Genomic DNA, 22,927 nt, shown 5'->3' on the forward strand with positions numbered 1-22,927 from the left:
GACGTAGATTTCCGGCCTCTGATCATCGGCGAATGGCTCGACCCGCCCCCGTCCGCGACACCGAGGGCCCCGCCCTTCTCGTCACCGCGGCCGGGGGCGGCGACTTCTGGCGCACGACGTCCTACGACCGCGGTGTCGTGGCCGCCGCGGGCATCATTTGCAGTCGAACTCCTTGGTGGGCCCGGTGCTCAGAGCGCAGTCCTGCGGCCATGCCTGTCCGGCGACCCCATGGAAGGTGAGATGCCACTGACCGCCCGTGTCGCGCAGGAGCGCGTAGCCGTGAACACCCCGTGAGATCGAGTGCTGGACGATCTCGCCGTCGACGGTCTTGCCCTCCACCTTGGTGTCGTCCGGCGGGGTGTCGAGCGTCGTTCCGGACGAGCCCACGGTCAGCTGCGGAGGCCGCGTGCTCTTCAGGAAGTCGAGCATCTGGTACATGTGCAGGTGCCCGGACAGCACCAGGTCGATGTTGTCGGCCAGCACCCCCTTCGCCGTCCGCCTGACCGCGCTCGCCAGCGTCGGGTTGATCCACGTCACGCCGGCGGACGAGGCCTGCTTGACCATCCACAGCGGCTTGTGGGTGATGAGGAAGTAGTCGTGCTTCGGATGGTTGGCGGCCAGGTCGTTCACTTCGTTGAACCATTTCGCGAAGCGGGCGGCCTGCGCCTGGTTCGGCTGGTTGCTCTCGCTCGCCGAGCTGGAGTCGAACAGGACGAAATGCAGCGTTCCCGCATTGATCTGGACGGGCTCCGTCTGAACCTGCGGCAGCGAGTAGCATTCGTTGTTCTTTCGGGGAACCGTGGCGAAATAGCGGAACCATTCGGCGCCCCGCCCCACCTTCGAAGGCGTGCAGTCCTCATGGTTGCCCCGCGCGAAGACGATGGGCGCCTCGGCGAGAAAGGCCTGCGCCGGCCGCAGGAAGTCCTTGATGAGGCACGCCCAGTCGGCCGCCTGCCCCTGGGAGTCGCACCCCGGTGTGGCGTCGTTCGCTCCTTCCGGCGCCTCCCGGTACACGTAGTCGCCGACGTGGACGACGAGGTCCGGGTGGGACATCGCGGCCGCGTGCGCGGAGAGCGGCTCCAGCGGCCAGTCGTTCTGGCAGTCCTGGTTCTGCGTGGAGCCGACCGTGGACGAGGGGACCTCGCACCCCGCGTCACCGATCACCGCGATGCTCCGGGGGCGCCCGTTCACGGGCCATTCGGGCAGCGGAGGCTGGAGATTTCCCGGATACACGGTGGCCGCGACGGTCGTGGTCGGCTCGATCAGCGCGTCCCTCGCTCCGTCGGGCACCGGCGCCACGCAGAAGGTCGTCGGAAACTGCTGGAGCCCGCCACCGGTGACGAAGGGATCGCTGGCCTTCCTCAGCACCGCGGTCTGCATCTTGCCCCCCACGGTGTACTTCAGGGTGGGGCAGTGCCCGGCGGGCTTCTCGGTGGTGGCGAACCGGACCTCGGTCGTGTGGCTCTTGCCGTTCACCAGCTGCGTCCAGGCCCACGCCTCGCCGTTCTTCAGCGCGCCGGGCGGCGAGGGCTTGGCGGACGGGCTCGGGGCGGACGGGCTCGGGGCGGACTGCGCGAGCCCGGACATCACGGCGACCAGCAATCCCACGACGGCCACCACCGCCGCAGCTATTCGCGACATAGAACCAGGTTTCCCATCAGATCAAGAGAAATGGACTAATCGGACTCCTGAGTCGGTGCCCGACGCCGGTCGATCTGCCCTGGTTGTCCGCCGCCATGTCAGCCGCTGCGTGCGGTGTTGTTCAAGTTATCTCCGCCCGAAACCAAATCCGCCGCCCGCGCTTCCAGGCATACCGTCGATCGGCTTACGGGCGGGGAATGGCGACCGCGTTGTACGAGATGCCGGGGGTCGGCCCCGTGGCGAAGAACTGGATGTTGGGGAGGTACAGCCGCGAGCCGAAGGCGGCCACGGTCGTCGGCAGGGCGAACCGGGCGTCCTTCACCCGCCGGACGACGCGGCCGTCGGTTCCCGCCGCGTCCAGCCGCAGGACGGCCACGGTGTCGAGCCGGTTCTGCACCGCGTACAACGTCCGGCCCCGCAGCAGCAGGCCGTCGCCTTCCGGCAGCGACTCGCCGTGCAGGTTCACACGGCGGGTCCTGCCCGTCGGGTCGATGCGGAACAGCCCGCCGGTGTTCGACTGCACGACGATCAGGCCCCGGCCGTCCGGTGTCGGCGTGATGCCGTTGGCGTTGAACCCGGCGCTGCCGGGGCTGTCAGGACCGCCCTGGTAGACGAGGTCGCCGGTCAGCGGTATCCGGACCGCGACGGAGGGCAGGCGCCCGCCGTCGAGCGGCAGCTTGTAAAGCACCGGATTGGTGGAGTCGGTGAACCACGCGGCGCCCTGCGTGAGGATGACGTCGTTGACGAACGACGGGCCGGTGGCCAGCCGGTAGGACGCCAGTACCCGGCCGGTACGGGCATCGAGGACGCGAGCGTCGCCACCCGCACCGCCGGCCACGAACACCCGTCCGCGCGCGTCGGTCTTCAGTCCGAGGGCCTGCGTGCCCGGCCCCCGGCTGAGGACCGCCCCGGCTCCGGTGCGCAGGTCGGCGCGGTAGACCGAGCCGTCGGCCATGGACCCGACATAGGCGACCGGCCCGGGTCCGATCGCGATGCCCTCGGGCTGGAACCCGTTCGGCAGCCGGATCGTGGTCGGGTACACCGCCGCACCGGCCCGCCGGCCCACCGCCGCCTGCGCCGGCGCGCTCATCGCGGCGGCCAGTCCGAACACCAGAACGGCAGAAATCGTCCGACGTCGCATGGCACTACCTTTCAGCGTTGAAATGTTTAACGCTGAGGACGCTAGGCCGAGTGCTACCTTGATGTCAAACAGTTCAACGTTGAGAGGTACTCCGTGGAGCGTGACGCCGTCGACCTCATCGTGGAGCAGTGGGCTCGCGCCCGCCCCGACCTCGACGCATCCCCCATGAGGGTCCTCGGCCGCCTCTCCCGGCTGACCCGGATCGCCGAGCGCGAACTCAAGGCGCTCTTCGCCGAGTTCGGGCTGGAACGGGGCGAGTTCGACGTCCTGGCCACCCTCCGCCGCGCCGGCTCGCCCGACGGCCTGACCGCGGGCATGCTGGCCCGCTCCTCCATGGTGACCTCGGGCGCCGTCACCAACCGCCTGGACCGCCTCGTCGCCAAGGGCTACGTCACGCGCGACCTCGACCCCGCCAACCGCCGCACCGTCATCGTCGCCCTCACCCCCACCGGCCGCGACCTCATCGACCGCGCCGTCACCGCCCACCTCGAAAACGAACGCCGCCTCCTGGCCGCACTCGACCAGCACCAGCAGGACGCCCTGGCCGCAACCCTGCGCACCCTCCTGCTCAGCCTCGGCGACCAGGCAGGCAGCCCCCACCCCCCGGGCGACCACCCTCACACGTCCCCGCCCACCACGAAGGACGGAACACGGCCCTAGACCCCGCGGAAGTGTTCGACGAGCCGCGAGTAGCTGTCGTCTCCATGGCCCCGTTCGATCGCCGCTGCCACGAGCGCGCGGGAGTACTCGGGGAACCCGTCGTCGAGGCCCCGCGCCCGGCTCTCCCGCGCGAGATCCTCGATCGACGGCAGATGGTGACGCAGCGCCCCGAACGGCGTCGCGAACCGGCTCTGGTCCACCTCCTCCGCGATCGACGGCAGGAACATCGACAGCGCCGCGAGCGGGCCCTCGGCCTCCTTCAGGAACCGGCCGACCTCGACACCCGCGTCCGACAGCGCCGCGGCCGCGTGCAGGAACCCGTTGAGGAGCCCCCACATCGTCCCGTGGACGGCCATGCCGTAGAGGACCGCGACACCGGGGTCGTCGGACACCAGCGGCGCGTGCCCGCTGAGAAGCCGCAGCACCGCCCGATGACGCTCGTGAGCGTCCGCGGAGCCGCCGTAGAAGACCGTCGCGTCCGGGTGCCCGACACCCGGCGCGATGGTCATGATCTGCCCGTGCAGGTACTCCCCGCCACGCTCGGCGACCACCGCGGCCACCTCCCCGACCTCGTCCGACGTCCCGTCCGTCAGGTTGACGACGACACGTCCGCGCAGCTCGTCTCCTGCCGTCTCCAGCAGTTCACGAGCGACGGAGTTGCCCTTCACGTTGACCACCACGACCCGCCCGGCGGCAACGGCCTCACGCACACCGGCGACCCGGCCCGCCCCCTTCGCGACCAGCGCGTCGCCCTTCCCCGCAGTGCGGTTCCACACGGTGGTCGGATGCCCGCCGTCCAGAATCGCGCCCGCCAGCGCGGCCCCCATCTCACCAAGCCCGAGCACCGCCACGTCCACCCGCGCAGACCCGTCACCAGAACCCATCACAACGTCCCCCTCAGAACACCAGGAGCCCGCCACGCTAAAACCCCAACCACACTTGAGGTCAACCATGACGCCCACGGCCATCACGCCACCGGGCGCACGCAGGCGTTCAGGGGCCTCGGCGCGCCCCGCCCCGGCGACCGTTCAGCTGGGGGAGCGGCGGCCGCGGCCAGGCGGATGACGGCTCCCATGGCCAGAATGCCCGCCGCCGAGCCGGGGAGAAGCCAGGGCCGATGTGACCGCGGGCGCCTGGCCCGCGCACTCAGGGGGCGCTCGACTACACGGACCCGCCTGATCCGCAAGCCTTGGCGCCGGTTGTTGCCGACCTTTGTGCGGCCGGCTTTCCGGTCTTCCTCCAACAGCTCAGGGGTGCGTCGCTGGTCGCCGGAACTGACCGCCTGCCAGCTGGGTTCATTGCTCTGGCGAGCGAATTGCCGGTGGTGGACCGAGTGGTCACGCGCTTTCCCGGAATCGGGCAACGGAATCAAGCATCGCGGATGTCTGGTTTGGCGGCTGAGAGCAGCCGTCCGGAGATGATCACGAGGCGCTCGTCGGAGCCGATGCTCACTCCTGGAGGCAGGCGGTCGCGGTAGGCGCCGGTGGCGTCGCGGCCGATCACGGCGATGTCGCCGTTGTCCAACTCCCAGATTTCGGGGCAGTCCTGGGTTGTGCGGCTGTCGCCGACCTCGGCCGCCGTCTTCCCCAGCCTCCGCCGGAACCCTGCGCCGTGATCGGCTTCCCACGGTCTGGTCATGATGCCACCCACTTCCAGTAGCCGACGATAGGGCGAATTCTGTCACTTTCGCCCATGCAAGCCAAGAGCGTCCAAAGAGTCCATTTAATGATGAGTGTTACGCACCGGACCGTTGAGCACCCCCAGGTCATCCAGACGCGAGCGAGCTCATCCGACTCCGCTAACTCTGGCCGAACCGCGTCCCCTCCTGGAGGCCGGCGGTCGGGTTGCCGCCTGACGTGCGGAGGCTTGGCGACTGCTCAGCAGGTTGGGAGGTGGGTGAATCCTTTGCACAGGTTCGTTCCTCTCATGGGGGTGCCGACCACAGCGTCGGACACGGGACTCGACACCGGGAGGTTTTCATGATCGTTGGTGCCGTCGTGATCGGCGTGGCCGTGCTCGTGTGCGCGTGCAGTGTCACCGTGCTGCGCAGGCGGGGTCGCTCGCGTGGCTGAGGGGAGCTGGCCCGGTGAGCGGCTGATCGACGCCGCGCAGGGCGGTGATCTCGAGTCGATCGCCGCGCTGGTGTCCGGCTCGCACCCGCACGTGCGCAGATTCGCCCGGACGCTGTGCGCGTCGCCCGAGGACGCCGAGGACGCCGCGCAGGAGGCGTTGATCATCTTGTATCGCAAGATCGGGACGCTGCGGGCCTCCGGTGCGCTGGCATCGTGGATGTTCCGCATCGTCCGCAACGAGTGCCTGCGGCGGGCGCGACTGAGGCCGCGGCACTACGAGGTCCCGGACGTCAGCGTGGTCTCAGCCGAGGACGAGGTCCTGCAACGCCTGGAGGCGGGCCGGGTCGCGGCGGCGATCGCCGCTCTGCCCGCCGACCAGCGACACGTCCTCATCATGCGGGACATCCAGGGGTACAGCGGGCGCATGGTCGCCGACGCGCTCGGCCTCAGCCTCCCCGCGATGAAGTCGCGGCTGCATCGCGCCCGCGCGTCGGTCCAACGAACGCTGCAGGGCGCACCCGAATCGGTTCCAGGAGACGGCGATGACTGACAAGCAGGGCTTTGCGAGCACGTCACTTCCCCGGCACCTGCTCCGCGGTGCGACGGGCTTCGGGGCATTGATCGGTTCGTTCGCGCTGCTACCGGTGCTCGGACTCGGCAGCCTCCTGCTCGCACCGATCGGCCTGATCGCGCTGCGCGGCTGTCCGGCCTGCTGGGCGATCGGGCTGGTGCAGACCATCTCCATGGGCCGGTTGGAACGCTCTTGCAAGGACGGGATATGCGAACTGACCGTCGCCCGCCCTGCTCGCTCGCATGAGCACCACGAAAGCCAGCCCAGTGATTCGCTCACTCCCGGCTAGAGCACGTTGTTGTCAGGTGTGCCAGTGGCCTACTAGGTCTGCGTAGGTTCGGCTGCGGGTCTGGAGGGTCTCGTGGGTGCCGAGGAGGGGGACGGGGCCGTCCAGTAGGAGGACCTGGTGGGCTCGTTCGGCCGAGGTGATGCGGTGGGCTATGACGATCAGGGTGCCGCCGCGGGTCGCCAGGGCTTGTTCGGCGTGGGCCTCGGTGGCGGGGTCCAGGTGGCTGGTGGCCTCGTCCAGGACGATGACCGCGGCCGGGGACAGGTAGGCGCGGGCCAGGGTGATGAGCTGGCGTTCGCCCTGGGAGAGGTCGCCGCCGCCGGGGGGGATGTCCGTCTCGTAGCCGCCCAGGCGTTGGACGAGTTCCAGGAGTCCGACGGCGGCCGCGGCTTCGTCCAGGTCGGGTTCGGTGGCCTCGGGGTTCAGGTAGGCGAGGTTGTCGCGGAGGGTGCCGGCGAAGACGTAGCTCTCCTGCGGGATCAGCGTGATCGTTGAGCGCAGGTGTGCCGGGTCCAGGTGGGGGAGGGGGGCCTTGCCCAGCGTGATCTTGCCCTTCTGAGGTTCCAGGAGGCCGGTGAGCAGGTTCGCGAGGGTGGACTTGCCGGTGCCGCTGGGGCCGACGACGGCCAGGTGCGTTCCCTCGGGGACGTGGAGCGACAGGTCCTCGATGACGGGGGCGGCGTGCGGGGAGTAGGCGAAGGTGATGTGGTCGGCCTCGATGCCGGACGATTCGGCCGTCGCCGTGCCGGGCGGGGGTGCCTCGGGGGTGGTGCAGACCTCGGCGAGGCGGCCCAGGACCACCGCGAGGCTGAGCAGGAGGGTGCCGCCCGCGTCGACGAGGACGGTGATGCCCGGCTGGAGTCCGGTCACCAGGTAGCCGGCGCCGCCCGCGACCTGGCCGGCGGTGAGGCCGTGGTGCGCGGTCAGGTAGGGCGCCAGGAGGAGCAGGGCGAGCAGCGGGAGGTGCACCCCGAGGGCCAGGACGGGGAGGCGGACCCAGCGGGTGCGTGCGTAGGCGCGCAGGGCCTCCGCCTGGGTGTCCACGACCTCGCCCACCGTGGCGGCGGCGCGGTCCTCGGCGGCGCAGGCGGCGACGTCCCGGACGCCGTGCACGACGGTGGCGGCGGCCTCCCCGATGCGCTCGGCCTGGCGGATGACGGCACGGTAGCGGCGGATCTGCAGGCGCACGAAGGCCGCGTACACCCCCAGGGCCAGGGCCACCGACAGGGCGATGACGAGGGCCAGCGGCGGGGACAGCAGGGCCAGGCCCACGAGCGCGGCGGCGCCGGCGGAGACCAGTTGGCGGACGTTGCGCAGCGAGGTGCCCACCAGGGCCCGGACGGCCTCGGCCTGCTCGGTGACCTGGGAGACGCCCGCGCCGGCGGCGTCCGGGGTCCGGTCGGCCATCCGGCGGAGGGCGGCGGCGACGACCTCGGTGACCAGCGAGTCGCGCAGCGGTTCGACGGTCGCGGCGAGCCATGGGTAGACCCGTCCGGTCGCGACCGCGCCGATGGCGTACAGGGCCGCGAGGACGGCCAGCCAGCCGAGGCCGGTCAGGGTGCGGCCGGCGAGGAACCCGTGGTCGACGGCGCGGGCCAGGAGCAGCCCGGACGCGAACATCGGCAGGGACTCCACGACCGACCAGGCGAAGAGGCGGCGCATCGCGGGCCACTGTCCGCGCAGGTGGCGGTGCAGCAGGCGCGCGGCGGGCGGGGCCGTCATGAGGCCGCCCGGGTGGAGAAGACGGCGCGGTAGGCCGGGTCGGCCCACAACTCCGCGTGGGGGGCGAGCGCCCGCACGCGTCCGGCGTCCAGCCAGGCGACGAGGTCGGCGCGGGCGGCCGTCGCCGGACGGCGCGCCACCACCAGGCTGGTCCGCCCGGCCAGGATCTGCCGGAGCGCCTGGGTCACCTTCATCTCCGTGGCGGTGTCGAGGCTGCTGGTGGCGTCGTCGAGGAGGACGATCCGGGCGTCGGCGAGCGCGGCGCGGGCCAGTCCGAGCCGCTGCAACTCGCCACCGGACAGCGGGGCGCGGTCGAGAGGGGTGTCGTAACCGCCGGGCAGGGCCCGGATGAAGGCGTCGGCGACGGCGTCGCGGGCGGCGCGGTGCACCTCGGCGCGCGTCGCGCCGGGGCGGGCGTAGGCGATCGTCTCGCGCACGGTCGCGCCGAGCAGCGCGGGACGTTCGAAGGCGTAGGCGACGGCGCGCCGCAGCTCCGCGAGAGGGACGGCGGTGACGGGGACGCCGTCGAGTTCGACCACTCCCTCGTCCGGGTCGAGGAGCCGCCCGATGGTCGACATGAGCACGCTCTTGCCCGTCCCGGAGGTGCCGACGACCGCGACGGTCGTCCCGGGCGGAACGTCGAGGTCGAGGCCGTCGAGGACGGCGCGGCCGCCGAGCCGGACGGTGATGCCGCGCAGCCGCAGCTCGCCGGGCCCGTCCGGCAGCCGCACCGGACGCGCGGGGGGCCTCACCGCCGGGACGGCCGTCAGGATCTCGTTGATCCGCCCGGCGCCGACCTGGCAGTTGAGCAGCGCGACGACGGTGTCGAACACCGATGCCGACGCGACGGCCATGGCGGCGTAGGACAGGGCGCCCACGAGCTGGCCGGTGGTGATCTCTCCGGCGGCCAGGCGGGCGCCCGCGACGCCGACGACCAGGACCTGGGTGAGGGGGGCCAGCAGCGCGAGCCGCCGGCTGACCTTGCCCTGCACGGCCCATGTCTTCCGGCCGGCCCGGCCGAGGCCGGGAAGCGGCCCGAGGATGCGCCGCACCTCGGCGGCGGCGGTGCCGCTCGCGCGGATCGTCCGGATCCCCTGCCGGGCGTCGAGCAGCCGTGTCGCGATCGCCGCCTGGCACGCCTGGTACCGGGCGAACGGCTCGGTGGCCCGGACGACGAACACGCGCAGCGCGACGAGCAGCGGCGGCAGCCCGGCCGCGAACGCGGCGGCGAGCCACCAGTCGATCAGGGCCAGTCCGGCCAGCGCGCCCACGGTGGTGGCCAGCGTGGCGGCGGCCGACAGCAGCAGGACGGGGAACGCCGCCGGGCCCGACGCGGACTCGGTGAGCCGGGACAGCACGTCCCCCGCGGGGAAGCGGCGGCGCCCCTCGGGCCCGAGGGCCAGCACGTGCCCGAGCAGGCGGTGCCGGAGCCAGGCGGTGATGTCGCTGCCGCAGTAGGAGCCGAGCACGTCCTCGCCCGTGGTGGCGACGGCCGCCGCGGCCAGGACGAGCGCGAGCCACGCGGCGGAGGCGCCGGCGTCCTGCTGGGCACGGGCCGCGTCGACCGCCCGGGCCAGCATGATCGGCGTCGCCAGCGTCGCGGCGACGCGGACGGCCGTGAGCAGGACGAGCACCGCCATGGCCGGCCGGAACCGGGCCATGGCGCCGCGCAGCAGCCGCCTGCCGCCGGCGCGCAGCGCCGCGGAGTCGCCCGATGTGCCGGTGAGCGCCACGCGCCACGACTCCGTTCACGGTCGGGGGAAGTCTTCTACACTCGCAAGTGGGTCCGGTCACGGACCGGCTCGTGGCCGGTCCGTGACCGGGGTTCTGCGGGCCGGGGTTCTATTCAGGGGTCCCGGGTACCGCATGGGCTGCGCGGCATCAGGCGCAGGAGATGCCGATGCACACGGTGTTCAGCAGCGTGAGCAGACCGACACAGTTGCAGGTACCGCCGAGCTGGATGCCGTCGATCTCCACGGGGTCGGTCTCGGGCAGCTCCTGCAGAGCGGCCACGAGGTCACCGTCGAAAGTGTTCATGTGATTCACCTCCTTTCGTTGTCGAGGGCCAAGGTCCGCTCCGCCGTGAGGCAGAAGCGGACCACCGCTTGGCGGAGGACCGGGGACCATGCCTGGACGACCCCGTTGTGGTCGTCGGCGGTCTCCAGGTAGTCGAAGTCGACTCCTTCGGTCCTGCCGAGTTCGAGGAGGCGCCGGCGCAGCGCCCTGGACTGCTCCACCGGGATGACCTCGTCCCGGACGCCGTGCGCCACCAGCAGCGGCGCCGTCAGCGCCTCGCACGCCCGCAGGACGTCGCGCCGGGCGTCCTGCTCGTCGCGGACGGCGGAGAGGCCGAGCCGCGACACGCGGTCCCGCACGATTGCCGCGGCGGTGCGGTGGAGACCCGACGCCGAGGTGAAGGGCGCGAGCGCGACGCACCCCGACCACAGGGCCGGGACGCGGCAGGCCGCGAGCAGCGCGAGGAACCCGCCGTAGCTGGCGCCGAGCACGACGGGGCGCGGCAGCGCGGTGTCGCGGCCGTGTGCGATCGCCTGCCCGAGGTGGAGGACGTCGTCCAGGTCGGGGCCGCCCCAGTCGCCGAGGACGGGCCGCAGGTGCTCGTCGCCATAGCCGGTGCTGCCCCGGTAGTTGGGGGCCACGACGGAGACGCCCGCGGCGGCCAGGTACTGGAAGAGCGGCTCGAACTCGTAGTGCCACGCCGACAGCGGGCCGCCGTGCAGGGCCAGCACCAGCCGGGGCCGGCCGCGCCAGCCGGGGCCGCCGTAGACGATCGCCTCGATGGGGCCCGCCGGACCGGAGAGCTCGACGAGCTCGGCGTGCCGCCACGCCGCCGCGCCGTCGGAGGGATGCGCGGCCATGTCCCAGCCTGTGCGCGCGGGGTGCCGTGCCGTGGCGAGCGTCGGCGGCTGGTGCGGAGCCGAGAACCGGACGTGGATCCGACCGTCGCCGGCCCAGTGGGCGGGCGCCCAGAGCATGCCCGCCGGGCCGGGGACCGGGGTGATCCGGTCACTCTCGGTGGCGTACACGGCCAGGCGTGCGGTGGCGCCGGCGATCTCCCGGACGAGCAGGTGCTCGCCCGCGGCGTCGAAGGTCAGCGGGGTCCGGTAGGCGGCCGAGCGGTTGAGGATCTCGGGGAACCGGACGGGCCCGCCGCCGGGGAGGCGCAGCCCGATCTGCGGCGCGCCCCGCTGCTGGGCGCCCGGCGTGGTGGTGGTCACCGCGAGGACGCCCGAGCGCGGGCTGTAGGCCGCGATCCGGTCGCTGGAGGTGTCGGAGACCGACCAGAACGGCCGCCAGGCCCGCTCGCGCAGATCGACGAGGATGCCCTCGGTCCGGTGCCCGGCGCCGTCGTGGTCGAGGGCGAGGGTGCGGCCCTCGTCGGCCCAGACGCCTCCCGACAGCACGCCGGGGATTCGCAGCAACGGCTCCAGGACGGGGGAGGAGGGCGAGATCCGCCAGATACGCGAGTGCCGTTCGTCCTCGACGACCACGAGCACCGCGGTCTGCGCCTGTCCCGGAGCGGCCAGCAGGAACCCGGCGAGCATCCGCGGCACCGCCCATGACCGGGTGATCCTCAGCCCGGCGGGGGTCGCCTCGGCGGCGACGAGGGTTCCGTGGCCCGCGGGCTCCCCGCGGTCGTCGACCGCGGGCCGCACGACCAGGACGCGGCCGTCGTTCAGCGGCAGCGCTCCGCTGCGGCGGTCGACGATCCGGTCATCCGTCTCGTCCCCGCCCGGGAGGCGGGCGTCATCGAGCGTCCGCAGGCAGGGGCGCGGCCAGGTCAGGTCCCAGCGCTCCAGGACGACGCTGTCCTGCGCGGACCGCAGGCAGGTGGCCCAGCGGCCGTCGGCCGAGAAGGCGAAGCCGAACCGGCTCGGTATCGGCGGAAGATCCGGAAGGGTCTCGATCATGACGCCCGCCCGGCGATCGACGGTTCGGCGGCCGCGGCGGGCTCGGCGGCCTCGTCGGCCGTCCACAGCCGCGACGTACCGTGCTGGAGACGCACCAGGAAACCGAGGACGCCGCCCAGGCCGTCCCCCCAGGAGGTCGAGACGCCGCCCTGCTCGTCGGGGAACACCACCCGCCCGCCGCGGTGCGCCCGGTTGGCCACGATGATCTGGGCCAGCCGCCACGCGTCGTCACGGTGCCGCTCGGTGCCGGTGAGCGCGGCCATGTCGAGCAGGAAGTCGCCGTTGCCGGCCAGGCCGTGGCACTGCCCCAGGATCGCGCGCCAGCGGTTGTCCATGACGGCGCGGGCGGACATCTCGGCGGCCCGCTGGAAGCGCCCGTCGCCGGTGGCCTGGCCGAGGCGGCCGAGGAAGCCGCCGATGCCGGCCGAGCCGTGGCACCAGTACGGCGCGGTGGCGATGTCCCCCGAGCTCGCCGCCCACATCGCCGACCGCCCATTGTCGATCATGGTGTCGAGCAGCGTCTCCCCGACGCCGGCGGCGAGCGCCCGGTGGGCGTCGCCGCCGACCGACCCGGCGCAGGCGAGCAGGAAGCAGCCGACGCCCGAGACGCCGTGCGCGAACCCGTAGTAGCGCGCGCCGGCGAGCTTGGACTCGATCTCGGCGGGCGTGCTCCAGTCGAGCCCGCCGTCCCGTTCCTCGACGGTCTCGGCGAGGGCGTCGGCGGCCGCCAGGGCGCGCTCGGCGAACCGCGCCTCCCCGGTGCGGGACCACAGGTGCAGGGCCGCGAGCCCGAGGCCCGCCGTCCCGTGCGTCACGTCCGGGCTGGGGACCGACTCCGGAAGGCGGTCGGCGACGGCGAGCGCGCCCTCGACCAGGCCGGCGTCGCCCAGGGCCAGGCCGGCGTCCAGCACCGCCCAGGCGGCGCCGGCCGTGCCGAAGTACAGCCCGGGAGGACGGTCGCCGTCCTTCTCCAGCCGCCGCAGGATCCAGTGGCCCGCGTCGGTGATCGCCTCGGCGAGGCGCGGGTCGGCGCCGACCTCGAATGATCGGGTCAGGGCGCCCAGGGTCCCCGCGGCGCCGTGCTGGAGGCTGCAGGGGTCGGGAGCGCCGTGGACGCACGAGGCGGGCCAGAGCGTTTCGGCCGACTCCGGGTTCATGGTGGCGATCAGCTGGTCGACGATCCCGGTGATGGACAGCCGGCACTGCTGCCGCAGTGAGGGGGTGGGACCGGCCTGCGGTGCGGTCTCGCCGCGTTCCGCCGGAAAGTCCCGCGCCCCGCGGCTCCCGGCCGCGCGGTCGGGCCCCATTCGCCCCAGCGCCTCCCGCGCCCGGTGCGGCGTCCAGCGCCGGTCGGGCTCGTCGGCCATCAGGGCGAGCAGCAGCGGGGCCAGCGAGCCGGGCAGGTCGAGGTCCAGGGTGCGGGCGGCCAGCCATTCCGCCAGGCGCTCGCTCAGGGGCCTGGTCGCGGGACTCTCGTCCAGGAAGTACGGGGGCCCGCCGGTGAGGACGTGGCAGAGGGTCGCGCCGAGGGCGAAACAGTCCGCCGTCCGGTCCGGCACGGCGCCGGCCATCTGCTCCGGCGCGCTGTAGCCGGGGGTGCCGACCCGCATCCCCTCCGGCTCGGTGTCGTCGGCGGTGAGGGCCAGCTCCAGGTCGATCATCACCGGGGTGCCGTCCGGGCGCACCATGATGTTGCTCGGGTTGAAGTCGCGCACGATGAGGCCGGCGTCGTGCGCCTTCGCCAGCAGAGCGGCCAGGCGCCCGCCCATCTCCAGGACGGCGGGGACGTGCGGGCCCCATCCCGCGTCGCCGATCACATCCGCGATCCACTGCCGCAGCGAGGTGCCGGGGATCATCTCCTGCGCCAGGAAGAGGTGGCCGGCCTGGGCGAAGAGCGCCACCGGGCGCGGGGCGATGGCCAGGGCCTCGACCGCCTCCAGCACGCGGGCCTCCGTCCGCAGCCGGTCGCGGGTGTCCCGCCCCTTCGCGTCGACGTCCACGTGCGGGCGGCCCTCCTTGATGACGATCGCCTCGCCGGTCTCGGTGTCCGTCGCCCGGTACACGCCGCCCTTGTTGGTGTGGCGGATCGCCTCGTGTACGGTGAACCGCGATCCGATCTGGATTCCTTTTCGGTTCTCGGTGCCATTCTGGCCGGTGCCCTTTCGGGCGCCTCCGGCCCCGCCGGCCGCGTCCGCGCCGTTCTGACCTTCCGTCGGCGGGACGTCCTGCGGGAATGGGCAGGCGGCCCAGGAGGGCGGCGTGTACGTGGCGCCCCGGCGGTCTTCTACGGGTTTGCCATCAGGGTCGAGAATTACCCACGCGTAAAATCCGTCGTTGGTGATCCGGCGCACCTCGACGAAGGCGCCATAGCGGTAATGCACGAGACTGCCCGGCCCGTAGGGGCGGTCGGACAGAATGCGCGGCCCGGGGAGGCCGGCGGTCGCCACATGCAGTTCCGCCGCGAGGCGGACGGCCTCGTCGTCGTCGACCGGGTAGACGGTGATGAACTTCCCGGAATGACCGCGCGAGGTGTTGCGCGCGTTCATGGCCGCGACGTGGTCGCGGGTGGCGGCGAACTTGAACATGGAACGGCCCGCCAGCAGCACGGGCAGCGAGCGGGCCAGCACGTCCTGGGCCGAAGCCGGCGTCGCGGAGACGTGCAGCTTCCAGCCCTGCTGGGGACACTCGCCGTTCTCCGGGCGGACGTGGGTCCACATCCCGCTGCGCAGCGCCTTCCAGGAAAGCGGGCCGTCCGCCGCGGCGAGCGCCCGGTCGAGAACGTCGAGCAGGCGGGTGTCACCGCTCTCCGCGGCGACCGCCCCGGACAGGACACTGAAATGGAAGTCCGCCATCCCTGCTCGCCCTCTTCCTTTCCGCTCGACCACCCGGGTCGCCCGGTCCACGTTATTGATCGTTCTTGTCTTTTGGGGTTAAAAGTCAAAGAACGATCGGATGTTGCTTTCGTTGAGCAAGGACACGGTAACCACGAATCCTCCGGAAACGCCAGTCAGTCTTATTCGTCCGACCTCTGCGCGGGCGGTATAAAAGTCTCACCCGGCGGGGGGTGGGACTATCGGCGTGTATGCAGAGAGTGACAATGATCGCCGGTGGACGCTCCGCAATAGGGGGAAATGTCGAGTTTGTCGTCACCGGTTTCGATGATCGCTTTTCCCATTGAGTTGCGGCGCGGTTTCGTGCGCGTCATGACCGATGGCTGCCACGTCGCCCGGTGGCGACCCGCCGCCCGGGTGTGCTAAAGCCGCGTCGCGCACGAAAGCGCGGGCGTGCTTCCCGCGCGGCCTTCGCTTCTCAGGCGCGGGCCGCGGCGTCGACGGCGTCGGGGGACAGGATGCGGTCCAGGACCATGGCGGCGCAGCCGGTCAGGCCCGCGCTCTCGCCCAGCCGGCTCGGTTCGATGCGCAGGTCGCGGGTCGCCAGCGCCGTGGCGCGCTGGTAGACGATCTCGCGCACGCCCGCGATCAGGGGCTCGTTCGCGCCCGCCAGGTCGCCGCCCAGGACGACGACCGCGGGGTTGAGGAGGTTGACGGCGGTGGCGACGACCTCGCCGATGCGGCGGCCGGCGTCGCGGAGCAGGGCGACGGTCGCGGGGTCGCCGGAGCGGGCGAGCGCCGCCAGGGCGGGCAGGTCTTCGGCGGGGGAGCGGGCCAGCAGGGCGGTGCCGCCGGCCACGGCCTCGACGCAGTTCACGTTGCCGCAGCGGCACGGGGCCTCGCCGGGGACGGGCACGGGGATGTGGCCGATCTCCCCGGCCGCGCCGAGGGCGCCGCGCTGGATGCGGCCGCCCGCGATGATGCCGGCGCCGATCCCGGTCGAGACCTTGACGAACAGGAGGTCTCCGACGCCGGGGTGGGCCTGGTGCTCGCCGAGGGCGGCGGCGTTGACCTCGTTGTCGAGGTAGGCCGGGACGCCGAAGCGCTCGGAGATGGGGGCGCCGATCTCCATGGCGTCCCAGCTCCCGGCCACGTGCTCGACGGCGTCGGGGACGCCGAGGCCGACGCCGCGGACGCTCGACGGGTCGGTGCCGGACGCGGCGAGGAGGGACTCCCACTGCTCGAACAGGCGCGGGAGCGTCGTGTCCGGGCTGACTTCCGCGGGGGGCCCGTCGGCGCGGGCCAGGGTCGTGCCGGCGAGGTCGCAGACGGCGAGCTGGCCGCGGGACTGGCCGAGGTTGGCGAGCAGGACGGCGCCGCCCGCCGCGTTGAACTCCAGCCGGGCCGGGGGACGCCCGCCCGTGGAGGGCCCGTCGGCGCGCTCGACCACCAGGCCGCGCGAGATCAGGGCCGCGATGCGGGAGGCGACGGCGGGCCGGGACAGCCCGGTGATGCGGCCCAGCTCGGCACGGGTGGCCACGCCGCCCTCGCGGATGAGGCGCAGCATGTCGCCGCCGGTGGCCGGACGGGTGACGGGGCGGGGCATCCGGCCAGTCAAGCACTCGGGGCTTTGGTGCGTCCAGTTCGAAGAACATCCTTACTTTTGTCATCCAAAGTTCATAAGTACGGTTGAACAGATGACCGATGTCTCGCTAGTTTGGTGATCCTGCGAACCCCCTGGTCTTGGAGCATCTGATGGCTGTGCATCCCGTGCTGGCGGCAGTGACCCGGCGCGTCGTCGAGCGGAGCGCCGGATCCCGCGGCGCGTACCTGGACAGGATCCGTGAGGCCCGGTCACAGGGCCCGGTCCGCGGCGGGATGGGGTGCGCGAACCTCGCGCACGGCTTCGCGGCCTGCGGCGTCCAGGACAAGCTGTGGCTGCGCGGCGACGTCACGCCGAACATCGCGATCGTGTCGGCGTACAACGACATGCTGTCCGCGCACCAGCCGCTCCAGGACTACCCCGAGATCCTGAAGTCCGCGATCCGCGCGGGAGGCGGCACGGCGCAGTTCGCCGGGGGCGTCCCCGCCATGTGCGACGGCATCACCCAGGGCCGGGCCGGCATGGAGCTGTCCCTGTTCAGCCGGGACGTGGTGGCGATGGCGACGGCCGTGGCGCTGTCGCACGACATGTTCGACGGCGCGCTGATGCTCGGCGTGTGCGACAAGATCGTGCCGGGGCTGGTGATCGGGGCGCTGTCGTTCGGGCACCTGCCCGCGATCCTGGTCCCCGCCGGGCCGATGGCGTCGGGGCTGCCGAACGGCGAGAAGGCCAAGGTCCGCAAGCGGTTCGCGGCGGGCGAGATCGGGCGCGAGCAGCTGCTCGCCGCCGAGGCCGCGTCCTACCACTCGCCCGGCACCTGCACCTTCTACGGGACGGCCAACTCCAACCAGCTGCTCATGGAGGTCATGGGGCTGCACCTGCCGGGTGCGAGCTTCGTCCCGCCGGGCACCAAACTGCGCGACGGCCTCACCGAGGCGGCGGGCAGGCGCATCCTCAAGATCACGGACCTGGGCGACGGCTACACCCCGATCGGGGAGCTGCTCGACGAGCGCGCGTTCGTCAACGGCGTCGTCGCGCTGCTCGCGACGGGCGGCTCGACCAACCACACGCTGCACCTGGTGGCCATGGCCGCCGCGGCGGGCATCGAGCTGACCTGGGACGACTTCGACGAACTGTCCAAGGTCACCCCGCTGCTCACCCGCCTCTACCCGAACGGGACCGCCGATGTGAACCACTTCCACGCGGCGGGCGGCACCGCGTTCCTCATCGGCGAGCTGATCGACGCGGGGCTCCTGCACGAGGACGCGCGGACGGTCGGCGGCGACACCCTCGCGGCCTACCGGAAGGTCCCGGAGGTCGTCGGCGGCAAGGTCGAGTGGCGGGTGGCGCCCGGGCAGTCCGGCGACACCGAGGTCCTGCGCCCGGCCGCCGAGCCGTTCGACACGCACGGCGGTCTGCACACCGTGCGCGGCAACCTCGGACGGGCGGTCGTCAAGGTGTCGGCGGTCAGGCCGGAGCACCGGATCATCGAGGCCCCCGCCCGCGTGTTCGACTCGCAGGAGGCGCTCCAGGAGGCGTTCGCCGCCGGGGAGCTGGATCGGGACGTGGTGGCGGTCGTCCGCAACCAGGGGCCGCGCGCGAACGGCATGCCGGAGCTTCACCGGCTCACCCCGCCGCTGTCGGTGCTCCAGGACCGGGGGCACCGCGTCGCGCTGGTGACCGACGGCCGCATGTCGGGCGCCTCCGGTGCGGTGCCGGCCGCGATCCACGTGTCGCCGGAGGCCGCGGCGGGCGGGCCGCTCGCCCGCGTCCGCGACGGCGACGTCGTCCGGCTCGACGCGGACGCCGGGGTGCTGGAGGTCCTCGTCGCCGCCGAGGAGTTCGCCGCCCGCGAGCCCGCCGCGGGGCCGCCCGACCAGACCTACGGCACGGGGCGGGAGCTGTTCCAGGCGTTCCGGCATGCCGTGGGCCCGGCGGAACGGGGCGCGGGGGTCTTTTCGTGAGCGGAGCGCCCCCACAGCAGGCACCGAGCGGAACGTGGCTGGTCGCGGACGTGGGCGGGACCAACGCCCGGTTCGCGCTGGTCGAGGGCCCGGACGGTGTCCTCTCCGAGGTCAGGGCGCTGCCGACCCGCGACCATCCGGGCCTCGCGGAGGCCGCGGCCGCCTATCTCGACACGGTCGGCGTGCGCCCGGTGGCGGCGTGCCTGGCCGTGGCGGGCCCCGTCACGAATGGCACGTTCCATTTGACCAACGCGGGCTGGCCCAAGGGCGACCCGGAGGTCGTGCGCGCCCATCTCGGCCTGGCGCATCTGGACGTCATCAACGACTTCGAGGCGCTCGCCCTGGCCCTGCCCCGCCTCGGTGACGACGACCTCGTCTCCATCGGGCGAGGGCGCCCGGACCCCGGCGCGCCCCTCGCGGTGGTCGGGCCCGGCACGGGCCTCGGCGTCGCCGGGCTCGTCCGGACGCCGTCGGGCTACGTGCCGCTGCCCGGCGAGGGCGGCCAGGTCGACGTCCCGGCCGCCACCGACCGCGAGCTCGTGGTGGCGCGGCTCCTGCGCGCGGAGAAGGGCGCGGCCACCGCGGAGTACCTTCTTTCGGGGGCGGGCCTGGCCCGCATCCGCCGGTACCTCGCCGCGATCGACGGCCGGCCCGCGCTGAACCTGACCCCGCGGCAGATCAGCGAGGACCGCGACGACCCGCTGTGCCGCGAGGCCGTGGAGATGTTCTGCGCGCTGCTCGGGTCGCTCGCGGGCAACGTCGCCCTCACCCTCGGCGCGCGGGGCGGCGTCTATCTCGGCGGCGGGATCCTGCCGCGGATCGCGGACGTGCTGCAGGGCAGCGCGTTCCGTGCCCGTTTCGAAGGGAAGCCTCCCGTCGAGGACTACATGCGCGCCATCCCGACCGCCCTCATCGTCCATCCCGGCCCGGCCCTCGTCGGCGCCGCCGCCCGGCTCGCGCAGAGCCTGCCCGACCTGGAGCCCGCATGATCGCCGAAGACCTGTTCGACCTCGCGCCCGTCATCCCCGTGGTGGTGCTGGACGACGTCGAGGCCGCCGTCCCGCTGGCCCGCGCCCTGGTGGAGGGCGGCCTCCCGGTGATCGAGGTGACGCTGCGCACCCCGTCCGCGCCGGCGGCGATCGCCCGGATCGCCGCCGAGGTCCCGGACGCCGTGGTGGGCGCGGGGACCGTCGTGCGCCCCGAGGACGCCGAACGCTCGGCCGCCGCCGGGGCGAAGTTCCTGGTCAGCCCCGGTTGCACGGCCCGCCTCCAGGCGGCGATGGTCGCGACCGGGCTGCCGTTCCTGCCGGGCGTCGCGACCGCTTCGGAGGCCATCGCCCTGCTGGAGAGCGGGATCACGGCGATGAAGTTCTTCCCGGCCGAGGCGGCGGGCGGCGCCGCCTACCTCAAGGCGCTGGGCGGGCCGCTGCCGCAGATCCGGTTCTGCCCGACGGGCGGGGTCGGCCTGCGCAACGCCGCCGAGTACCTCGCGCTCGGCAACGTCGGCTGCGTCGGCGGCTCCTGGCTCACCCCCGCGGACGCCCTTCGCGACGGCGACTGGGACCGCGTCGCAAAGCTCGCCTCCGAGGCGGCGGCACTGCGCACCACGTGACGCCGGGGCGCGGTCATGTCACATCCGGGCGCGGGCGTCACGTCTCCCGGGCATGGACACCACATCGACGCTTGAGAAGCTGAGGAAGCAGCGCACCGTCCTGCTGACGAGCTACCGCAGGGACGGGACGCCGGTCGGGACGCCGGTGAACGTCGTCGTCCGCGGCGACCGCGCCTACTTCCGCACCTACGACAAGGCGTTCAAGGCCAGGCGGCTGGAGCGCAACCCGGAGGTGGAGATCGCGCCGAGCACCTTCCGGGGCGAGGTACGGGGGCCCGGGGCGCACGGCCGCGCCCGCCTCCTCACCGAGGAGGAGGCGCGGCCGATCCGCAGGCTGCTCGCCCGCAAGCACCCGTTCCTGCAGGGGTTCGCGGTGCCGCTGGCCCACAAGCTGAAGGGCTACCGGACGCTGCACTACGAGCTCACGCTCCGCGGGGACTGACCGCGCGGTGCGGGCACGGGCCGGCGGCGAGGCCCCGCCCTCCGCCGGCGGGGACGAGGTCCATCCGCAGCCGCCCGCAGGCGCAGCGCGTCCAGGTGACGACGCCGTCGCTGGTGAGGTGCCGGGACACGAGAGTGGTCGGTTCGCTCATGACAGCAGTCTGCGACCGGCGGAACGTTCTCGTCCATTTCAGATTTCCGCAGGGGATCGTGCAAAATGTATGCATGATCGACCTGCGCCGGCTCCACATGCTGAGGCTCGTCCACCAGTACGGGACCGTCACGTCCGCGGCGGAGGCGATGCACCTGACGCCGTCGGCGGTCTCCCACCATCTGCGCGAGCTGGCGCGGGAGCTGAAGGTGCCGCTGCTGGAGCCGCAGGGCCGCAAGGTGCGGCTGACCCCGGCGGCGCACCTGCTGATCGGGCACGCGGACGGCCTCCTCGCCCGATGGGAGGAGGCCCTGGCCGACCTGGAGTCGCACCGCGCCGGGGCGGCGGGGCCGCTGCGCATGTGCGGGTTCACCACGGCGGTCTCGGGGCTCGTCGCGCCCGCCGCCGGCGCCCTGCTGCGGCAGGATCCGGACCTCGCGATCGAGGTCCGGGAGTGCGACACCGACGAGGCCGTCGGGCTGCTCGCGGCGGGCGAGACCGACATCGCGGTGATCGAGCCGACGCCCGCCGCGCCGCCGCCGGGCGACCCGCGCTTCGACCGCGAGCCGCTGCTGGAGGAGGCGCTCGATCTCATCGTCCCGGCCGGGCATCCGCTGGCGCTGCGCGACCGCGTCCGGCTGGACGACGCCGCGGGGGAGCCGTGGATCAGCGTTCAGCCCGAGGTCTGCGCCCACCACCAGCAGGTCATGGCCTACTGCGCCGCCGCCGGGTTCACGCCGCGGATCGCGCACAACGCCACCACCTGGTCGGTGATCTGGGCCCTCGTCGCCAACGGCCTCGGGGTGTCCCTCGTGCCGCGGCTGGCCGGCGGGCCGGCCGACCAGACGGTCGTGCGGGTGCCGCTCGGCGGGGACGGCGTCCCGAAGCGGCGCGTGCTGACCTGCGTACGGCGCGGCGGCCGAGGCCACCCCGTGATCGCGCGCGGCCTGCAGGCCCTCCGCGACGCCGTCCCCGACCGCTGCGTCCTGGCGGCCGCCTGAGACGTCCCCGGTCAGGAGCCGGGGACGTGGCGACGGGCCCGGCGGATCCCGAACGCCAGCAGGACCGCGCGCACGACCCAGACGGCCAGCGCGATCTGCAGGACGACGAGGAGCCCCGTGCCGGGCCCTGCCGTGAAGGCGAGCACCAGGAACGCCGCGAACAGCAGGGGGAAGACCGGGAAGATCGGCCCGTGCCGGTGGCGGTGGGCCATGTGCCGGTGGCGGTGGGCCATGTGCCGGTGGCGGCGGTCCCAGGCGGGGTGCCCCGGCCCGCCGAACATGACCGCCATCCCCGGCTCCCACGCCGACCCGGGCGGGGACCGCCACGGGGCTTCCTCCGCGGGTTCGGGCAGTCCGGTCGGGGACGGCAGGTCCCGGACGAGGGGGCGCAGGTCACCACGCGTCTTGGCGGCGAGCACGGCCTCCAGCCGCTCGTCGAGCTCGGGGCGGTCCAGCCGGCCCTCGGCGAAGTGGTCGTGCAGGGCGACCATGACGGCGTCGCGCTCGGCGTCGCCGATGCGGATCTCGTCCCGCGGTGCCATGGTCACTCCTCGGTGTCGTCGGCCGTCGGCGCGGGGTCGTCCAGGTCGTCGGCCAGGATGCGGTACAGGCTGCGGCGGGCCTCCGACAGGACGTCCTTCGCCTGGCCGACCTGCTCGGGCGAGCCGGAATGGACGATCTGCATCACCGCGGCCCCCGTCTGCGCGGCTTGCTTGAACAGCTCCGGGACGCCCTCGCCGAACTCGGGCGTCATCTCCGCCCAAGGCTCGGCCAGCCGCTCGGCGTTCTCCTCCACGTGGGCGCGGCCCTCGTCGGTGAGATGGAAGGTGCGGCGGCCGCCGGACTCGTCGCCCGCGATCAGCCCCTCGTCCGCGAGCTGCTGCAGTGCCGGGTAGACCGCGCCGGGGCTCGGCTTCCAGGCCCCGTCGCTGCGCTCGTTGATCTCCTGGATGATCTGGTAGCCGTTGCGCGGCTCCTCGGCCAGCAGGACGAGGATCGCCGCCCGGACATTGCCCTTGCGGGCCTTGGGGCCCCGGCCCCACGGACCGCCGCGCCCCCTCGCCCACGGCGGGCGCGGACCGGGCCCGTGGCCGAACCCGCCGGGCGGGCCGAAGGGGCCCGGTCCGCCGCCGAACAGGGCGCCGAAGTTCGGGAAGTCGCCGCGGCCCCACGGGCCGCGGCCGTGCATGTGCCCCATGTTCTACACCACCTTCTGAGAGCTCTCTCTGACCTCTCGCGATACGACAACGATATATCGAAGATGTACGGATCGGCCAGATGGTTCCCCTGATTCCGGAT

At 73.1% G+C, this 22,927-nt stretch carries 22 protein-coding genes; 8 read left to right on the forward strand and 14 right to left on the reverse strand.

Annotated elements, in window-relative coordinates; all coding sequences use genetic code 11:
- Positions 1 to 153 precede the first annotated feature (153 nt).
- Positions 154 to 1,641 (reverse strand): metallophosphoesterase, encoded by a 1,488-nt coding sequence (locus AB0H37_RS15380; RefSeq protein WP_360613173.1) that lies wholly within the window; start codon positions 1,639 to 1,641, stop codon positions 154 to 156.
- A gap of 184 nt (positions 1,642 to 1,825) precedes the next feature.
- Positions 1,826 to 2,782, reverse strand: coding sequence for a superoxide dismutase (locus AB0H37_RS15385; protein ID WP_360613175.1), 957 nt, complete (start codon positions 2,780 to 2,782; stop codon positions 1,826 to 1,828).
- A 93-nt stretch (positions 2,783 to 2,875) separates the two neighbouring features.
- Between AB0H37_RS15385 and AB0H37_RS15390 the strand changes: the two genes are divergently transcribed.
- Positions 2,876 to 3,442 carry a MarR family transcriptional regulator gene (locus tag AB0H37_RS15390; RefSeq protein ID WP_360613177.1) on the forward strand — a complete coding sequence of 189 codons (567 nt, stop codon included), beginning with the start codon at positions 2,876 to 2,878 and terminating at the stop codon, positions 3,440 to 3,442.
- Here the strand turns inward: AB0H37_RS15390 and AB0H37_RS15395 are convergent.
- The 3 genes from AB0H37_RS15395 to AB0H37_RS15405 form a co-directional block, all read right to left on the reverse strand.
- Positions 3,439 to 4,326: an NAD(P)-binding domain-containing protein gene (locus tag AB0H37_RS15395; RefSeq protein ID WP_360613179.1), complete on the reverse strand. Its 888-nt coding sequence runs from the start codon at positions 4,324 to 4,326 to the stop codon at positions 3,439 to 3,441. The two genes, AB0H37_RS15390 and AB0H37_RS15395, sit on opposite strands and share 4 nt — an antisense overlap.
- Positions 4,327 to 4,409: 83 nt before the next feature.
- Positions 4,410 to 4,814, reverse strand: a complete 405-nt coding sequence (locus AB0H37_RS15400) for a DUF6879 family protein (RefSeq protein ID WP_360613181.1) — start codon at positions 4,812 to 4,814, stop codon at positions 4,410 to 4,412.
- Positions 4,811 to 5,080 (reverse strand): hypothetical protein, encoded by a 270-nt coding sequence (locus AB0H37_RS15405; RefSeq protein ID WP_360613237.1) that lies wholly within the window; start codon positions 5,078 to 5,080, stop codon positions 4,811 to 4,813. The genes AB0H37_RS15400 and AB0H37_RS15405 overlap by 4 nt, the downstream gene beginning before the upstream one ends.
- Positions 5,081 to 5,506: 426 nt before the next feature.
- Here AB0H37_RS15405 and AB0H37_RS15410 point away from each other — a divergent pair, with 426 nt between their 5' ends.
- Positions 5,507 to 6,064, forward strand: a complete 558-nt coding sequence (locus AB0H37_RS15410) for an RNA polymerase sigma factor (protein WP_360613183.1) — start codon at positions 5,507 to 5,509, stop codon at positions 6,062 to 6,064.
- On the forward strand, positions 6,057 to 6,374 hold the full coding sequence (locus tag AB0H37_RS15415; RefSeq protein ID WP_360613185.1) for a hypothetical protein: 318 nt from the start codon (positions 6,057 to 6,059) through the stop codon (positions 6,372 to 6,374). The genes AB0H37_RS15410 and AB0H37_RS15415 overlap by 8 nt, the downstream gene beginning before the upstream one ends.
- Positions 6,375 to 6,386: 12 nt before the next feature.
- Here the strand turns inward: AB0H37_RS15415 and AB0H37_RS15420 are convergent, their stop codons facing one another.
- The 6 genes from AB0H37_RS15420 to AB0H37_RS15445 form a co-directional block, all read right to left on the reverse strand.
- The gene (locus AB0H37_RS15420; RefSeq protein ID WP_360613186.1) at positions 6,387 to 8,096 is read right to left on the reverse strand and encodes an ABC transporter ATP-binding protein; all 1,710 of its coding nucleotides are present in this window, start codon (positions 8,094 to 8,096) and stop codon (positions 6,387 to 6,389) included.
- A complete protein-coding gene (locus tag AB0H37_RS15425) occupies positions 8,093 to 9,829 on the reverse strand; it encodes an ABC transporter ATP-binding protein (protein WP_360613188.1) in 1,737 nt (578 codons plus the stop codon). The genes AB0H37_RS15420 and AB0H37_RS15425 overlap by 4 nt, the downstream gene beginning before the upstream one ends.
- 148 nt (positions 9,830 to 9,977) lie before the next feature.
- The gene (locus AB0H37_RS15430; RefSeq protein ID WP_179278939.1) at positions 9,978 to 10,133 is read right to left on the reverse strand and encodes a VenA family class IV lanthipeptide; all 156 of its coding nucleotides are present in this window, start codon (positions 10,131 to 10,133) and stop codon (positions 9,978 to 9,980) included.
- A gap of 5 nt (positions 10,134 to 10,138) precedes the next feature.
- Positions 10,139 to 12,025 carry an alpha/beta fold hydrolase gene (locus AB0H37_RS15435; protein ID WP_360613190.1) on the reverse strand — a complete coding sequence of 629 codons (1,887 nt, stop codon included), beginning with the start codon at positions 12,023 to 12,025 and terminating at the stop codon, positions 10,139 to 10,141.
- The gene (gene lanL, locus AB0H37_RS15440; RefSeq protein WP_360613192.1) at positions 12,022 to 14,877 is read right to left on the reverse strand and encodes a class IV lanthionine synthetase LanL; all 2,856 of its coding nucleotides are present in this window, start codon (positions 14,875 to 14,877) and stop codon (positions 12,022 to 12,024) included. The genes AB0H37_RS15435 and lanL overlap by 4 nt, the downstream gene beginning before the upstream one ends.
- 457 nt (positions 14,878 to 15,334) lie before the next feature.
- Positions 15,335 to 16,462 carry an ROK family transcriptional regulator gene (locus AB0H37_RS15445; RefSeq protein ID WP_329088067.1) on the reverse strand — a complete coding sequence of 376 codons (1,128 nt, stop codon included), beginning with the start codon at positions 16,460 to 16,462 and terminating at the stop codon, positions 15,335 to 15,337.
- A 149-nt stretch (positions 16,463 to 16,611) separates the two neighbouring features.
- On the opposite strand from AB0H37_RS15445, the gene edd reads away from it, so the two are divergent.
- From edd to AB0H37_RS15465, 4 genes are read left to right on the forward strand one after another with little or no spacing between them, the layout of a single operon-like run.
- Entirely contained in the window at positions 16,612 to 18,423 is a 1,812-nt protein-coding gene (edd, locus tag AB0H37_RS15450; protein ID WP_329088069.1) for a phosphogluconate dehydratase, read from the forward strand.
- Complete coding sequence (gene glk / locus AB0H37_RS15455) at positions 18,420 to 19,412, forward strand: glucokinase (RefSeq protein ID WP_329088071.1); 993 nt, start codon at positions 18,420 to 18,422, stop codon at positions 19,410 to 19,412. Before edd ends, glk begins: the two co-directional genes overlap by 4 nt.
- A complete protein-coding gene (gene eda / locus AB0H37_RS15460; protein ID WP_329088073.1) occupies positions 19,409 to 20,035 on the forward strand; it encodes a bifunctional 4-hydroxy-2-oxoglutarate aldolase/2-dehydro-3-deoxy-phosphogluconate aldolase in 627 nt (208 codons plus the stop codon). The genes glk and eda overlap by 4 nt, the downstream gene beginning before the upstream one ends.
- A 52-nt stretch (positions 20,036 to 20,087) precedes the next feature.
- Positions 20,088 to 20,477 carry a PPOX class F420-dependent oxidoreductase gene (locus tag AB0H37_RS15465; RefSeq protein ID WP_329088075.1) on the forward strand — a complete coding sequence of 130 codons (390 nt, stop codon included), beginning with the start codon at positions 20,088 to 20,090 and terminating at the stop codon, positions 20,475 to 20,477.
- On the opposite strand, the gene AB0H37_RS15470 is transcribed toward AB0H37_RS15465, so the two are convergent.
- Positions 20,458 to 20,628 carry a hypothetical protein gene (locus AB0H37_RS15470; RefSeq protein WP_179836280.1) on the reverse strand — a complete coding sequence of 57 codons (171 nt, stop codon included), beginning with the start codon at positions 20,626 to 20,628 and terminating at the stop codon, positions 20,458 to 20,460. The genes AB0H37_RS15465 and AB0H37_RS15470 overlap by 20 nt on opposite strands.
- A gap of 73 nt (positions 20,629 to 20,701) precedes the next feature.
- Here AB0H37_RS15470 and AB0H37_RS15475 point away from each other — a divergent pair, with 73 nt between their 5' ends.
- Positions 20,702 to 21,628 (forward strand): LysR family transcriptional regulator, encoded by a 927-nt coding sequence (locus AB0H37_RS15475; protein ID WP_329088078.1) that lies wholly within the window; start codon positions 20,702 to 20,704, stop codon positions 21,626 to 21,628.
- An 11-nt stretch (positions 21,629 to 21,639) separates the two neighbouring features.
- On the opposite strand, the gene AB0H37_RS15480 is transcribed toward AB0H37_RS15475, so the two are convergent.
- A complete protein-coding gene (locus tag AB0H37_RS15480) occupies positions 21,640 to 22,170 on the reverse strand; it encodes a DUF1707 domain-containing protein (RefSeq protein WP_360613195.1) in 531 nt (176 codons plus the stop codon).
- Positions 22,171 to 22,172: 2 nt separating this feature from the next.
- Positions 22,173 to 22,826, reverse strand: a complete 654-nt coding sequence (locus tag AB0H37_RS15485; RefSeq protein ID WP_329088082.1) for a PadR family transcriptional regulator — start codon at positions 22,824 to 22,826, stop codon at positions 22,173 to 22,175.
- Between the last annotated feature and the right edge of the window lie 101 nt (positions 22,827 to 22,927).

Origin of the sequence: Actinomadura sp. NPDC023710 (assembly GCF_040639875.1) — a bacterium.
Classification (GTDB): domain Bacteria; phylum Actinomycetota; class Actinomycetes; order Streptosporangiales; family Streptosporangiaceae; genus Spirillospora; species Spirillospora citrea.